Source organism: Bacteroides helcogenes P 36-108, assembly GCF_000186225.1.
In the GTDB taxonomy this organism is placed as follows: domain Bacteria; phylum Bacteroidota; class Bacteroidia; order Bacteroidales; family Bacteroidaceae; genus Bacteroides; species Bacteroides helcogenes.
The window spans coordinates 3,010,987-3,025,232 of record NC_014933.1 but is presented as its reverse complement, the minus strand read 5'-3'; the positions used below and the strand labels follow the sequence as shown (position 1 = coordinate 3,025,232).

At 43.0% G+C, this 14,246-nt stretch carries 11 protein-coding genes; 7 read left to right on the top strand and 4 right to left on the bottom strand.

Annotation, left to right across the window (positions count from 1 at the left end):
• Positions 1–6: 6 nt before the first annotated feature.
• The 4 genes from dpp5 to BACHE_RS12375 all read right to left on the bottom strand — a co-directional run bounded on the left by dpp5 (position 7) and on the right by BACHE_RS12375 (position 7,172).
• Positions 7–2,157: a dipeptidyl-peptidase Dpp5 gene (gene dpp5 / locus BACHE_RS12390; protein WP_013548060.1), complete on the bottom strand. Its 2,151-nt coding sequence runs from the start codon at positions 2,155–2,157 to the stop codon at positions 7–9.
• A 41-nt stretch (positions 2,158–2,198) separates the two neighbouring features.
• Complete coding sequence (locus tag BACHE_RS12385; protein WP_013548059.1) at positions 2,199–3,530, bottom strand: MATE family efflux transporter; 1,332 nt, start codon at positions 3,528–3,530, stop codon at positions 2,199–2,201.
• 150 nt (positions 3,531–3,680) lie between these two features.
• Complete coding sequence (gene yidC / locus BACHE_RS12380) at positions 3,681–5,528, bottom strand: membrane protein insertase YidC (RefSeq protein ID WP_013548058.1); 1,848 nt, start codon at positions 5,526–5,528, stop codon at positions 3,681–3,683.
• Between the two features lie 30 nt (positions 5,529–5,558).
• The gene (locus BACHE_RS12375) at positions 5,559–7,172 is read right to left on the bottom strand and encodes a CTP synthase (RefSeq protein ID WP_013548057.1); all 1,614 of its coding nucleotides are present in this window, start codon (positions 7,170–7,172) and stop codon (positions 5,559–5,561) included.
• A 320-nt stretch (positions 7,173–7,492) separates the two neighbouring features.
• Between BACHE_RS12375 and BACHE_RS12370 the strand changes: the two genes are divergently transcribed.
• The 7 genes from BACHE_RS12370 to rsxE all read left to right on the top strand — a co-directional run bounded on the left by BACHE_RS12370 (position 7,493) and on the right by rsxE (position 14,190).
• A complete protein-coding gene (locus BACHE_RS12370; protein ID WP_013548056.1) occupies positions 7,493–8,932 on the top strand; it encodes a DUF3078 domain-containing protein in 1,440 nt (479 codons plus the stop codon).
• A 203-nt stretch (positions 8,933–9,135) separates the two neighbouring features.
• Positions 9,136–9,555 carry a SoxR reducing system RseC family protein gene (locus BACHE_RS12365; protein ID WP_013548055.1) on the top strand — a complete coding sequence of 140 codons (420 nt, stop codon included), beginning with the start codon at positions 9,136–9,138 and terminating at the stop codon, positions 9,553–9,555.
• A gap of 39 nt (positions 9,556–9,594) precedes the next feature.
• Positions 9,595–10,557, top strand: coding sequence for a Fe-S cluster domain-containing protein (locus BACHE_RS12360; protein ID WP_013548054.1), 963 nt, complete (start codon positions 9,595–9,597; stop codon positions 10,555–10,557).
• Positions 10,558–10,594: 37 nt separating this feature from the next.
• Positions 10,595–11,932: an electron transport complex subunit RsxC gene (gene rsxC / locus BACHE_RS12355; RefSeq protein ID WP_013548053.1), complete on the top strand. Its 1,338-nt coding sequence runs from the start codon at positions 10,595–10,597 to the stop codon at positions 11,930–11,932.
• Between the two features lie 6 nt (positions 11,933–11,938).
• On the top strand, positions 11,939–12,931 hold the full coding sequence (locus tag BACHE_RS12350; RefSeq protein ID WP_013548052.1) for an RnfABCDGE type electron transport complex subunit D: 993 nt from the start codon (positions 11,939–11,941) through the stop codon (positions 12,929–12,931).
• On the top strand, positions 12,928–13,599 hold the full coding sequence (locus tag BACHE_RS12345) for an RnfABCDGE type electron transport complex subunit G (protein WP_013548051.1): 672 nt from the start codon (positions 12,928–12,930) through the stop codon (positions 13,597–13,599). The genes BACHE_RS12350 and BACHE_RS12345 overlap by 4 nt, the downstream gene beginning before the upstream one ends.
• Before the next feature lie 6 nt (positions 13,600–13,605).
• Positions 13,606–14,190, top strand: a complete 585-nt coding sequence (gene rsxE / locus BACHE_RS12340; RefSeq protein WP_013548050.1) for an electron transport complex subunit RsxE — start codon at positions 13,606–13,608, stop codon at positions 14,188–14,190.
• Positions 14,191–14,246: the final 56 nt, after the last annotated feature.

Genomic DNA, 14,246 nt, shown 5'->3' with positions numbered 1-14,246 from the left:
TGATAACTATTGTTCTCTATCTCCGGCTGTCTTTGCTTGAGTTGGCTTCAGCCATTTGTCCAACCATTCGAAGAAAGTACGTTGCCACAGAATGCCGTTCTGAGGTTTCAGCACCCAATGGTTTTCATCAGGATAGATGAGGAGTTCGGCCGGGACACCGCGCATCACGGCAGCATCGAAAGCAGCCATTGCTTGATTGGCAAGAATCCGGAAGTCTTTCTCTCCGTGAATGCAGAGGATGGGAGTGTCCCATTTGTCAACGAACTTGTGGGGAGAGTTGGTAAATGTGCGTTGTGCCGTGATATTGTTCTTCTCCCAATATGCACCACCCATATCCCAGTTGGCAAACCATTTCTCTTCTGTTTCCAGATATTGCATTTCCATATTGAAGATGCCGTCGTGGGCTATGAAAGCTTTGAAACGCTTGTTGTGGTGTCCGGCAAGCCAATATACGGAGAAGCCTCCGAAGCTGGCCCCTACGCATCCCAGACGCTCTTTGTCAACATACGGTTCCTTGGAAATTTCATCAATGGCGGTGAAATAGTCTTTCATGCACTGGCCACCGTAATCACCACTGATGGCTTCGTTCCATTCCACGCCGAATCCCGGAAGACCGCGACGGTTGGGGGCCACGATGATGTAATCGTTTGCTGCCATGATCTGGAAATTCCAGCGATAGCTCCAAAACTGACTGACTGGGCTCTGAGGACCGCCTTCGCAGAAGAGCAGGGTGGGGTATTTCTTATTCGGATCGAACTTTGGCGGATAAATGACCCAAGTCAGCATTTGTTTGCCGTCAGTGGTCTTCATCCAGTGAGCTTCTACCTTCCCCATCTCCAGTTGATCGTAGATATGTTTGTTCTCGAAAGTCAATTGTTTGGCTTCGGCAAAAGTATCGCCACTTCGTGCGTTGTTTACGGCATAGATTTCATCACCCATGCTCATGGAATGGCGTTTGGCTATCACCTTGTCTCCGCAAAGGGCGAGAGAGGCGTAGTCATACATACCGTCGGTGAGTTGTGTCAGTCTGTCGCTGTCGGCAAGGTTGATATTGTAAATCTGTGTTTCACCATGCCATACACCGATGAAGTAGATACTCCCGGAGTCTTTATTCCACAGGAAAGCATCTACGTTTGATTCGAATGCCTTACTGACAAAACGTTTCTCTCCGGTTTCAAGGTTCATGATGAACAGGCGGTTCAAATCGGCTTCGTAGCCGTCACGTTCCATGCTCTGCCAAGCGATGTACTTGCCGTCCGGAGAATATTGCGGATTGATATCGTAACCTTTGTTTTCCTCGGTGATGTTTTTTGTCTGTTTGGTGGCGAGGTCATAGATATAAATGTCAGAGTTGGTGGATACAGCGTATGCCAGTCCGGTCTTCTTGCGGCAAGTATAGGCTACCTTGTCTGAAGAAGGGCTCCATGCCAACTGCTCTATGCCTCCCCAGGGCTTCATTGGACTTTCGTAGGGTTCATCATCCAGAATGTCCTGCACATTACTGATGGCATTGCCGTCGAAATCGGCGATGAACGGATGCGGAGCAGTGGTTACCCATTCGTCCCAATGCTTGTACATAAGATCGGTGACAAGGATGCCAGTTGCTTTGGGTAGGTCGGGATACTTGTCGGCTGTACTTTTTACAGTCTTCACCTGTGTAATGAAGAGAATTTTTTTCCCATCGGGAGAGAAGGAGAAGCCTTCGATGTCATTGTCGTATTGAGTCAACTGCCTACGTTCAGTTCCGTCGGAATTCATTTCCCATATCTGGCTGCTACCACTTTCGTTGCAAAGAAAGGCAATCTTCTTGCCATCCTTGATCCAGACTGGTTGGCTTTCCTGCCAGACATTACGGGTAATCTGACGATTACTGCCGCCATCTGCGTTCATAACGAATATTTCGTTATTACTTTTGTTCTCCGGTACACTGTAATAAGCCACCGAATAGGCTATTTGTTTTTCGTCGGGAGATACGGTCACATTACCGATGCGTCCCATAGCCCACAATGCTTCAGGCGTCATGCGCTTGCCTTCGATCTTAATGTCCGAACGATTAATAAGAGCTGCCGTATCTTGCTGTTCGGCATCTTTTGTTCCTCCGCCGCAGGAGGCTAATGTCATAGCTGCTGACATAAGCAATAGGTTTACTTGTTTCATATAATGTTGTTCGTTACGGTTATATGATGCAAAGATAATGATTATATCTTTTTTCCCTGCCAGTTTCCGTGCTTAATATACAGTTGGCAAAAAAACAGAATAAAGGTGGAATATACCATCTCTGAGGTCCAGCAGAGAGCTACATCAAGCTGCAGGAATAGGATGATGTATGTGATGTATGCCACATAGATAACCAATGTCAGCATTTCCAGTCCTAATGCTGTACGTGTATTGCCGGTTCCTGAAACAGCCTGAAAATATACATTGGCGGGGACCAGGAACAAATAGGTTGTACACATCACCCAAAGGGAGTGGACCGCCGCTTGTTGCAAGTCGGTCATGTCCGTATAAATTCCCAGTATTGCTTTAGGGAACAGGGCAAAAAGGAGTGCAAGAGGAATGACAAACATATATGAGATACGTATATGCTGACGTATCGTACCCGGTACGCAATCGGTACAGCCTGCACCGATAAGGTTACTGACCAATGAACCGCAAGTGGAAGCAAAAGCCATCAGTACCATAAACAATATACCGGAAACATTGCGGATGATGTTGGTTATTGCCAAAGCTCGTTCACCCAAATGTTCCACATATAGGAAGAACAGGAACCAGGTGGACAATGAGAAAAAATTTTGTATCATGGTCCAGAAGGAGACATTGAGCATCCTTTTCAGAACGTTGGAATTGAATTTGGGAATACGGTCCAGACCGTATTTGCGACAGTCGACTCGATGCCGTGTGTAGAGAATGAAAAAGGTCAATGAAACGAACTCTGCCATGGATGAACCTATGGCTGCTCCTGCAATGCTCAGTTCCGGAAAACCGAATTTACCAAAAATCAATATGTAATTGAATACGACATTGCTTAATACCATAACGATGGAATTCAGCGTAAGTGTTTTGGTCTGTGTCGTTCCTAAGAAAAATGCACGGAATATGACGGCACTGAACGAGAAGAATGCACCGAACACTCGCCAGTGCAGATAGCTGGTAGCGGCTTCATAGATATGTTCCGAAGTGACTATTTTCTTCAATATGATCGGTGAGAAACAATAGGAGAGAAGAAACATGATGGCTGCCAATCCTATTTGGAAATAAATGCCCTGATAGAAAAGAGTTCCTATCTCCTTGTACTGTTTTTCACCATTGCGCCGTGCAATAAGTATTTGTGTACCAATACTGAAACCGAATGCCACCATGAAAATGACCATATAAAATACGCCGGCGATGGCGGATGCCCCTAATTCAACTTCACCAACACGTCCCAAGAAGGCGGTGTCCGTCATGCCTATCATCTGTTCCATCAGCAGACTAACAAGAATAGGGTAGGCGATAAGCCAGATCTGTTTATAAGTATATTTGGTTTTCATAATTCTGAATCTATTTTTGTTAGAAGGTAAAAACACATCACTTGCTTGTTCTAAAAGGGGAATAATGAGGGGCGAAAAAGAAGAAGGCTACACTGTTTTTCTTTAGCACAGTGCAGCCCCTTTTCTTGTAGATAACGGATAAATATTTTGTTACCTGTTTTCTCTGTTTCCTTTCATCTGTTCCTGCTGCTTCTGCATTGCTTCCAAACGGGCGGCAAAACCTGTTTTCTTCATCTTCTTCGGATCTTTTTTGTTACTTTCTAACTGAGCGAGAAGCTTTTCCTCGTTAGTGGTCTTACGCATGATGATGGTAGTTACCACACTGATCAAGGTAGAGATGAAGTAATAATAATTCAGCCCCGAAGGATAGTCATTCAATATGAATAAGAACATGACGGGCATCAGATACGACATCCACTTCATGGCAGCCATTTGAGGATTGGCGCCCGTATCTTGCTGCTGCATCATGTACTTTGTGTTCAATATATTGGTTACCGTCATCAGCAGGCAGAACAGACTGAGGTGGCTGCCGAGGAATGGGATATGGAACGGAAAGTTGATGAACGCATCGTAGGTGGAGAGGTCGTCTGCCCATAAGAAACTTTGCTGGCGGAGTTCGATAGCACTTGGAACGAACATAAACAGTGCCATCAGGATGGGAAATTGTATCAACATCGGCAAACATCCGCCCATTGGACTGACACCATACTGGCTGTAAAGCCCCATCACTTCCTGCTGTTTCTTCATGGCATCTTCCTGCTTGGGATATTTTTTGTTGATTTCATCGATTTTGGGCTTCAGTACACGCATCTTGGCAGATGACATATAGGTTTTCCATGTAGCAGGGAACACTACAACTTTTACAATTAATGTCATTAACAACAATACGATTCCCATGCCCAATCCCCAGCCGGAAAGCCAGTCGAAGATGTTGATGGTAAACCATTGATTAATTTGGCGGACGATAGGCCATCCTAAATAAACTAAACGGTTCAATTCCCATTTTTCCTCACGTCCTTTATCAAGGGCTGTCAGAGTTTTATAATGGTTGGGACCGAAGTAGAAATATAACTGCGTTGCTTCTTTTCCGGTTGGGTCGAACTTTGTGCTCATTTCTGCTGAATAGTCCTTGATATATCCGCTCCCTTGTGGTTCCATCTTGGAGACAAGCTTTGTTTTCTCAAAATCTGCATCGGCCAGAAATACACTGGAGAAGAATTGGTTTTTGAAAGCTATCCAGTCCAAATGTTCCGGGATTTCTTTTTCATCGTTCTTGTTGGCTGACAGATAGTCAGTGCCTTCTCCCATTTTTTTATACGTCAGTTCGGACAAACGGTTTTCGTAAGTATAACCTTTTTCTATTTGGTGGGCTCGCTGTGCCCATTCTATATCTACATAATTATTTGTAGCAGCCAACTTCCCTTCCATGTTGACTGCGTGGATTGTAAAATCTATCAGGTACGTGTCATTGTGCATGGCATAAGTGAAGTCAATATAACTGGCACTGTCTGCTGACAAACGCATGGCGACTGTACTGTCTGTACGGTCAACTTCATTGAAGTAATAATCGCCAGTTTGTATGGTTTCCTTTTTATTATAGAAAAGGAAGTTCATGGATACATCGTCACCGTTGAACAATGTAACAGGTGTCTTTTTGTCCTGCCCCATATATTCTTTCAAAGTAGCCGAAAATATACTCCCTCCTTTGGTGCAAATAGAAAGTGCTACCAGATTATTCTGAATAGTAATCAAAGAGTCGGCTCCCTGACGTGCATTAAAAAAGAGAGAGGTAGAGTCCACTGTTTTCTTTTCTCCTTCATTGGCAAGGGCGACTTCTGATTTAGCTTTCAGATCGGCTTCACGTTGTTGTACTTGGGCTATGGAGTCATAATAACGTTGTTGGGCATCCAGTTGCTCTTTGCTCGGACGGCTTAGAAAACTGAAACCAACTAATAAAATCGCTATCAGGACAAGCCCTGTAATGGTGTTTTTATCCATTCTATGTCAATTACAAATTACTAATTATAATTATTTCTTTTCGTTTTCGATCGCTGCTTTCACAAATGCTATGAACAACGGGTGTGGCTTCAGGACCGTGCTGCTGTATTCAGGATGGAACTGTGTGCCGACAAACCATCTCAACTTCGGTATTTCTACAATTTCTACTAAGTCTGACTCTGGATTAATGCCTACACATTTCATACCAGCTGCTTCGTATTCATTCTTGTATGCGTTGTTGAATTCATAACGGTGACGGTGACGTTCTTGAATATGCTCCGTTCCGTATGCTTTGTATGCCTTGCTGCCTTCTTGCAGAACGCATTCGTAAGCACCGAGGCGCATAGTGCCTCCCATGTTTGTAATGGATTTCTGTTCTTCCATGATGTCAATGACATTATGTGGTGTCTTTTCATCCATTTCACGTGAGTTAGCGTCGGTATATCCTAATACGTTGCGGGCAAATTCAATGGCAATGCATTGCATACCCAAACAGATGCCGAAGGTCGGAATATCATGTGTGCGTGCATATTTGATAGCTACGAACTTGCCGGGAATTCCTCGTTCGCCAAAGCCGGGACCAATCAGTACACCAGCCATACCTTTCAATGCTTCGCCCACATTGTCATCCGTCAACTTTTCACTGTTCACGAAATCTACCGATACTTTACGATCATTGTAGGTTCCGGCTTGAGAAAGAGCTTCTCGGATTGACTTGTAAGCATCTTGTAAATCGTATTTGCCAACCAGCGCAATATGCAAAGGTTCTGTGGTTTCTGCTCTATGACGACGCTCGAGGAAAGTGCGCCACGGACCCAGTCCCGGAGTATCACCGACGGGAAGCCCCATTTTTTTCAGAATAGTTACATCCAGTCCCTGCACTTGCATTAAAATAGGTACTTCGTAGATAGTTGGCGCATCAATGCTTTGGACAACAGCGTTTTCATCTACATTACAAAAAAGAGCGACCTTCTTGCGTAAAGTTGTACTCAATTCATGCTCAGTACGCAGTACAAGGACATCGGGTTGAACGCCGGCACTTTGTAATTCCTTGACGGAGTGCTGGGTAGGTTTGGTCTTCAATTCACCAGCAGCTGCAAGATAGGGTACATAGGTGAGGTGTACACACAAGGCATCCTTACCCAATTCCCACTTTAACTGACGGATGCTTTCCAAATACGGAAGCGATTCGATATCGCCTACTGTACCACCTATTTCGGTAATTACAAAGTCGAATTTATATTTGTTTCCCAACAGCTTTACATTACGCTTGATTTCGTCCGTAATATGCGGAATTACTTGAATGGTCTTTCCCAAATAGTCACCTCGGCGTTCTTTATCTATTACGCTTTTGTAGATACGCCCGGTAGTAATGTTGTTGGCTTTGGTTGTCTGGATGCCCAGGAAACGCTCGTAATGTCCCAAGTCAAGGTCAGCTTCATGACCATCTACCGTTACATAACACTCTCCGTGTTCATAAGGGTTTAGTGTACCCGGATCAATGTTGATATACGGGTCAAACTTTTGGATGGTTACTTTGTAACCTCTTGCTTGCAGCAATTTACCGATGGAAGATGAGATAATGCCCTTGCCTAATGAAGAGGCAACGCCACCGGTGACGAAAATATACTTTGTTTCTCCCACAACTATATTGTTTTTTAATTTATTGTATAATTCATATATGGACGTACCCGTTGGCACGCATTGGACTTAAAAAGCGCAAAATTATAAAAAAAAGAAGAAGTATGGAAGGTTTCGGTGAAACAATTATTAAAAAAGTACGAATTCAATGGCTCTTCTTTTTACTTTAGCTTTATAATTAGGAACCGCTTCTTTTTCTGTCAAAGGATTCTTGAAACGAAGAGAATGCGGACCGGATGAATCCGGAATATAATTTTTAGGCAGATTGTGTTTTCTAAAAATTTTAGATTAAATTTGCACTCGAATCATAGATATTGGGAAATATGAAGACTAAAAAGATTACAATTTGGGTATTTGCCGTGATGTTTTCTTCATCAATGATGGCACAAAATGCAGTGAAGTCCGTTTTGAAAAAGAACAAACAGGAAACAACAGTCAGAAAGGATACTTTGTCGGATGCTATGAAAGAGTATCTCATTCTGAAATTGAAACCGGAGGGGGATCAGTATAAGATGGATACGGTCTCCATATTGCATGAAAAATATTTTGGTGTATTGGATTATCTGAATGATCCTACTACCCCTGAAAGATATATTCTTACGAACCCTAATTATTATCGGTTATTTCTTCCTCTTACTTATTATTATGCACCGATAAAACGCATTTCAAAAGTAAATTGGGCTTTTCAGATGCCTGATACTGTTCCTACGCTGGCGCATCGGTTGTTGCCGTTTGATTCGTTGAGTTTTACTTCAAAGAGACGCGCTAATCAGATTGTAGATTGTGCTCTGCTGAATACTTACGTAAATCATCCTGATTTGGTTGTAAAAACAGAAAAGGAAGTGATGAAAGGAAGGGTATTCAGAGATGATATTGAAAAGGAGGTATCTTCTAAACCATCTGTCGTGAAGCTATTCGGACGTGAAGATATGGTGGGGGTAAAAGAGGATGCTGAAGTAATCATTCATAAGCCCAATTGGTGGGTGACTGGTGGAAACGGTTCTTTACAGATTACTCAAAACTATATTTCGGACAATTGGTATAAGGGGGGGGAGAGTACGAATGCCGTGCTTGCCAATTTACAGTTGTTTGCTAATTATAATGACCGCGAGAAAGTTCAATGGGAGAACTTGATGGATGCTAAGTTGGGGTTCAGTTCTGCACCTTCCGATGAATTCCATAACTATTTGGTAACCACCGATCAGCTTCGATTGTATAGCAAGTTGGGTATTCAAGCGGCACAAAAGTGGTATTATACAGTTTCTACAGAATTGAAAACTCAGTTTTGTAGAAATTACAAGAAGAACAGTGAAGATTTGGTTTCAGCATTTTTGGCGCCATTGGATTGGACAACCAGTGTCGGTATGGATTATAAGCTGAAAAAAAATAAATTTACTCTTTCTGTTTTTATGGCTCCAGTGACGTATATGCTGCGTTATGTGGGAAATAAAGATGTGGACGAAATAAAATTTGGTTTGGCCGAGGGAAAAAGTGTAAAGCATAACTTCGGTTCTCAGGTACAGCCTACACTTGTATGGGCTATTATTCCATCTATTACTTTGGATTCTCGTTTGGATTTTCAGACTAGTTATGAATGGACCCGTATTGAGTGGGAGAATACAGTGAATTTTGTTCTGAATCGTTATCTTTCTACTAAGCTTTATGTGCATGCCCGTTTCGATGATAGTGCAAAGCCTACTGGGGGAAGCAGCTATTTTCAGGTGAAGGAGCTTCTGAGTTTTGGTATCAATTACAAATGGTAACCATATATATCATTATTAATTAAAAATAGCGCTCCATTGGATGACAATGGAGCCTTTTTTTATACTTTTCTGAAGAAAAAATAAAGAAAAACCACAAAAAAGGGAAAAAAAATATTTGAGTACACAGAAAATGTATTCGAAAGGCTTGCAGTTAATAAATAATGAGTAAATTTGCCGCGATTTGTAATGCACACTTTGCAAAAATGGCGAATACAATAAGACATCAAGGTATTGTGGAAAACATAAACGGCTCTCATCTCAAGGTGAGGATTGTTCAAACTTCAGCATGCGCTTCATGTAGCGTCAAGGGACACTGCACTTCTGCTGATATAAAAGAAAAACTCATTGATGTAACAGATATCAATGCTGCTTCTTATCAAGTCGGCGACTGTGTATGGATAGTCGGAGAACATTCGATGGGAGTAATGGCAGTCTTGTTCGCATTTATATTTCCCTTCTTTGTTTTGGTTGTCTTCTTATTCATTTTTATGGCTGTTTGGGATAACGAACTGAGTTCGGCACTTTGTTCGTTGGCACTTCTCATACCCTATTATTATATATTGTGGCTGAATAAGTCACGGTTGGGAAAGAAATTTTCGTTCTCAATACAACCGATGAACTAACTAATACATAATAACAAATAATTAAAAAATAACTAATTTATGAATGTAATTCTGATTGCAGTGATTTCGTTGGGAGCCATAGCGCTGATATCTGCCGCTATTCTCTACATTGCTTCCAAGAAATTCGCTGTGTATGAAGATCCGCGAATCGCTCAGGTAGGGGAGGTTCTGCCTCAGGCGAACTGTGGCGGATGTGGTTACCCCGGTTGTAGCGGATTTGCCGATGCTTGCGTGAAGGCTGGCTCACTGGAAGGTAAACTTTGTCCGGTGGGTGGACAGCTTGTCATGGCAAAGATTGCTGGAATTCTGGGCTTGGATGCAGCCGCTTCTGAACCTATGGTTGCGGTGGTGAGATGTAATGGAACGTGCGCTAATCGTCCTCGTATAAACCAATATGATGGGGCCAAGAGTTGTGCTATTGCCGCTTCTCTTTATGGAGGTGAGACAGGATGTAGCTATGGCTGTTTGGGCTGTGGTGACTGTGTGGCTGCCTGCCAGTTTGGTGCTATTCACATGAATCCGGAAACAGGGCTTCCTGAAGTAGATGAAGCTAAGTGTACGGCCTGTGGTGCTTGTGCCAAGGCTTGTCCCAAAAATATCATTGAGATTCGACCGCAAGGCAAGAAGTCACGTCGCATTTATGTGCAATGTGTGAATAAGGATAAGGGAGCCGTAGCACGCAAGGCTTGTACCGTTGCTTGCATTGGTTGTGGCAAATGCGTGAAAGTTTGTCCTTTCGAAGCTATTACGCTTGAGAACAATTTGGCTTACATTGATCCCAATAAATGCAAATCTTGTCGTAAATGTGAGGAGGCTTGTCCGCAGGATACAATCATTGCTCTCAATTTTCCTCCACGTAAACCGAAATCGGAGGGAGACACTCTGACTGCTGCTCCTGAAAAAAAAGTTGTGGCTGTCCCTAAGGTCATTGAAGTTTCGGTAAAAACGGCTGAGAATTCTGAGGTTCCAAAGGTTTCTCAAACTCCGAAAGCAGAGGTGTAATTAATAAGTAAATAAACGACTAAAAATACAGAATTGTATGTTGAAGACATTTTCAATCGGTGGAATTCATCCACGCGAAAATAAACTTTCAGCACATCAGCCTATCATTAAGGCGGAGATTCCGGCCAAAGCCGTTATCTTATTGGGACAGCACATCGGTGCTCCTGCAAAGCCTATTGTAGCTAAAGGTGATGTAGTGAAGGTAGGTACAAAGATTGCCGAATCCGGTGGTTTCGTATCGGCAGCCATTCATTCGTCTGTCAGTGGAAAGGTTGCTAAAATTGACTCAATTATCGATGCCAGTGGATATGCTAAAACGGCTGTTTTTATTGATGTGGAAGGTGACGAATGGGAAGAATCCATCGATCGTAGCGAAACTTTGGTAAAAGAGTGTAATCTCACTTCTGAAGAAATTGTGAAGAAGATTGCCGATGCTGGTATTGTAGGTTTGGGTGGAGCTTGTTTTCCAACTCAAGTTAAGTTGTGTCCTCCTCCTGCGTTCAAGGCTGAATGTGTTATTATCAATGCCGTAGAATGTGAACCTTATTTGACAGCCGACCATCAGTTGATGCTGGAACATGCTGATGAGGTGATGGTAGGTGTATCCATCTTGATGAAAGCTGTAAAGGTAAACAAAGCATTTATCGGCATTGAAAATAATAAGCCTGATGCTATCCAGTTGATGACAAAGGTAGCTTCCAGTTATGCAGGCATTGAGGTTGTTTCTTTAAAAGTGCAATATCCGCAAGGTGGTGAGAAGCAGTTGATTGATGCGGTTATCAACCGTCAGGTAGCCGCAGGTGCGTTGCCTATCTCTACTGGAGCTGTGGTTCAAAATGTAGGTACGGCATTTGCTGTTTATCAGGCAGTTCAGAAGAACAAACCATTGTTTGAGCGTGTCATTACCGTAACAGGTAAATCACTAATAAAACCGTCCAACTTTTTGGCACGTATCGGCACACCGATGCAGCAACTGATTGACGCTTGCGGTGGCCTTCCTGAAGATACGGGTAAGATTATCGGAGGTGGACCGATGATGGGTAAAGCATTGGTGAATACAGATGTACCGACCGCTAAGGGAAGTTCGGGTATTCTGATTATGAATAAAAAGGAAGCTAAACGTGGTGAAATACAACCCTGTATCCGTTGTGCCAAGTGTGTAGGTGCTTGTCCAATGGGACTGGAACCTTATTTGCTTGCCACAGTTTCGGCTCATGGAGATTTTGAAAGAGTAGAGAAAGAAGATATTATGTCGTGTATCGAATGCGGCTCATGTCAGTTCACTTGTCCTTCTAACCGCCCTATGTTGGATTACATTCGTTTGGGTAAAGGTAAGGTAGGAGCAATGATCCGTACACGTCAAGCTAAAAAATAACAGAATATGAATAAATTAATCGTATCCCTTTCGCCCCACGTTCACGGTGGTGACAGCGTAAAGAATAATATGTACGGTGTGCTTATTGCATTGATTCCGGCATTCCTTGTATCGCTTTACTTTTTCGGACTTGGTGCGCTGATTGTTACGGCTACCTCCGTAGCAGCCTGTTTGTTTTTTGAATGGGCTATCGGCAGATTTCTCATGAAGAAAGAAACCACAACTATCTGTGATGGCTCTGCTATTATTACCGGTGTGTTGCTGGCATTCAATTTACCTTCTAATCTGCCTGTCTGGATCATTGTTCTGGGCGCCTTGTTTGCTATCGGCGTAGGCAAGATGTCTTTCGGTGGTTTGGGATGTAATCCTTTTAATCCTGCATTGGCAGGACGTGTGTTTTTGTTGCTTTCTTTTCCTGTACAGATGACTACCTGGCCTGCTGTCGGTCAATTGACTGCTTACACAGATGCTACTACGGCGGCCACACCATTGGCTATCATGAAAGGTGTTATCAATGGTGCTCCTGGCATGTCATTGAGTGATCTTCCGGGAGCTTTCGATTTGCTGATTGGTAATAACGGCGGATGTCTTGGCGAGGTAAGTGCATTAGCACTGCTGTTGGGACTGGCTTATATGCTATGGAAGAAGATCATTACTTGGCATATTCCTATATCTATTCTGGCTACGGTACTTGTTTTTTCTGGTATCATGTATCTGGTTAATCCCGAACTGTATGTTTCTCCGGTGGTACAGTTGCTTTCCGGAGGTTTGATGCTCGGTGCTGTTTTTATGGCTACGGACTATGTAACATCTCCTATGAACCATAAGGGCATGTTGATTTACGGTGTATGTATCGGTCTGTTGACGGTTGTTATCCGTCTGTTCGGTGCATATCCTGAAGGTATGTCGTTCGCTATCCTTATCATGAATGCGTTCACTCCGTTGATTAATACCTATGTTAAACCTAAACGCTTTGGGGAGGTAGCAAAGAAGAAATGAAAAAATTAGAATCATCTTTGAAAAATATGTTGCTGGTGCTTACAGGTGTTACTGCTATTTCCGTAGCATTGCTGGCTTATGTGAATGAACTGACGAAGGAGCCTATTGCACAGGCTAATGCCAAGACATTGAGCGATGCTGTAAGTGCGGTAGTGCCGGGCTTTGATAATGATCCGATTGCCGAAAAGAAAGTGCAGGATGTAAATGGTGTTGAGTATTCCGTATATCCTGCTACCAAGGGCGGTGAATATATCGGTGCTGCTGTAGAGGCTACGGCAATGGGATTTGGTGGTGAACTGAAAGTATTGGTAGGTTTCGATGCTGAAGGTAAGATTATTGATTACTCATTACTGGCACATGCCGAAACTCCAGGGCTGGGCTCCAAGGCTGCCGATTGGTTTAAGAAAGGGAGTAAAGGAGATATCACCGGCATGAATCCGGAGAAATCCCCGCTGACGGTAAGCAAGGACGGTGGCAAAATAGATGCCATTACAGCTTCCACTATTACTTCACGTGCTTTTTTGAATGCAGTGAATACGGCTTATGCTGCTTATGCCGGTCAGAATGTGACGGATGGTACTACAAGCGCTACGAAAAAGAATATTGAATCAACTGATTGTGAATCTGTTACTGCGGATTCTATCAGTGCTAAACTAAGAAAGGAGTAGAAGATTATGAATAATTTCAAAGTTATGATGAACGGGATTATCAAAGAAAATCCCACGTTTGTACTCCTGCTTGGTATGTGCCCTACGTTGGGTACTACCTCTTCTGCCATTAACGGTATGGGGATGGGATTGGCTACGATGTTTGTGCTTATCTGTTCCAATGTGGTAATTTCTGCTATTAAGAACCTAATTCCCGATATGGTACGTATTCCTTCCTTTATTGTGGTTATAGCATCTTTTGTGACATTGTTGCAGATGATTATGCAAGCATACGTACCTGCATTATACGCAACGTTAGGTTTATTCATTCCATTAATTGTTGTAAACTGTATTGTATTGGGGCGTGCCGAAGCATTTGCTGCCAAAAACAATCCGGTTGCTTCTTTCTTCGACGGATTGGGCATGGGATTGGGCTTTACCATTGCGTTGACTCTGCTTGGTGCTGTCCGTGAGTTTTTGGGGACCGGCAAAGTTTTTAATCTGACTATGCTTCCCGAAGAGTACGGAATGTTGGTATTTGTTCTTGCTCCGGGTGCATTTATTGCATTGGGATACCTCATTGCTTTAATCAACAGTTTGAAGAAGAATTAATAATGGAAAATTAAGAATTGAAATGAGAGTATGTTGTGTTTCTATTTTTTAATTCT

Excerpts from the sequence above, each read along its gene's own strand:
- rsxC (WP_013548053.1), top strand. The coding sequence starts at position 10,595 with ATGTTGAAGACATTTTCAATCGGTGGAATTCATCCACGCGAAAATAAA.
- BACHE_RS12365 (WP_013548055.1), top strand. The coding sequence starts at position 9,136 with ATGGCGAATACAATAAGACATCAAGGTATTGTGGAAAACATAAACGGC.
- BACHE_RS12360 (WP_013548054.1), top strand. The coding sequence starts at position 9,595 with ATGAATGTAATTCTGATTGCAGTGATTTCGTTGGGAGCCATAGCGCTG.
- BACHE_RS12385 (WP_013548059.1), bottom strand. The coding sequence starts at position 3,530 with ATGAAAACCAAATATACTTATAAACAGATCTGGCTTATCGCCTACCCT.
- BACHE_RS12350 (WP_013548052.1), top strand. The coding sequence starts at position 11,939 with ATGAATAAATTAATCGTATCCCTTTCGCCCCACGTTCACGGTGGTGAC.
- yidC (WP_013548058.1), bottom strand. The coding sequence starts at position 5,528 with ATGGATAAAAACACCATTACAGGGCTTGTCCTGATAGCGATTTTATTA.
- rsxE (WP_013548050.1), top strand. The coding sequence starts at position 13,606 with ATGAATAATTTCAAAGTTATGATGAACGGGATTATCAAAGAAAATCCC.
- BACHE_RS12370 (WP_013548056.1), top strand. The coding sequence starts at position 7,493 with ATGAAGACTAAAAAGATTACAATTTGGGTATTTGCCGTGATGTTTTCT.
- BACHE_RS12345 (WP_013548051.1), top strand. The coding sequence starts at position 12,928 with ATGAAAAAATTAGAATCATCTTTGAAAAATATGTTGCTGGTGCTTACA.
- dpp5 (WP_013548060.1), bottom strand. The coding sequence starts at position 2,157 with ATGAAACAAGTAAACCTATTGCTTATGTCAGCAGCTATGACATTAGCC.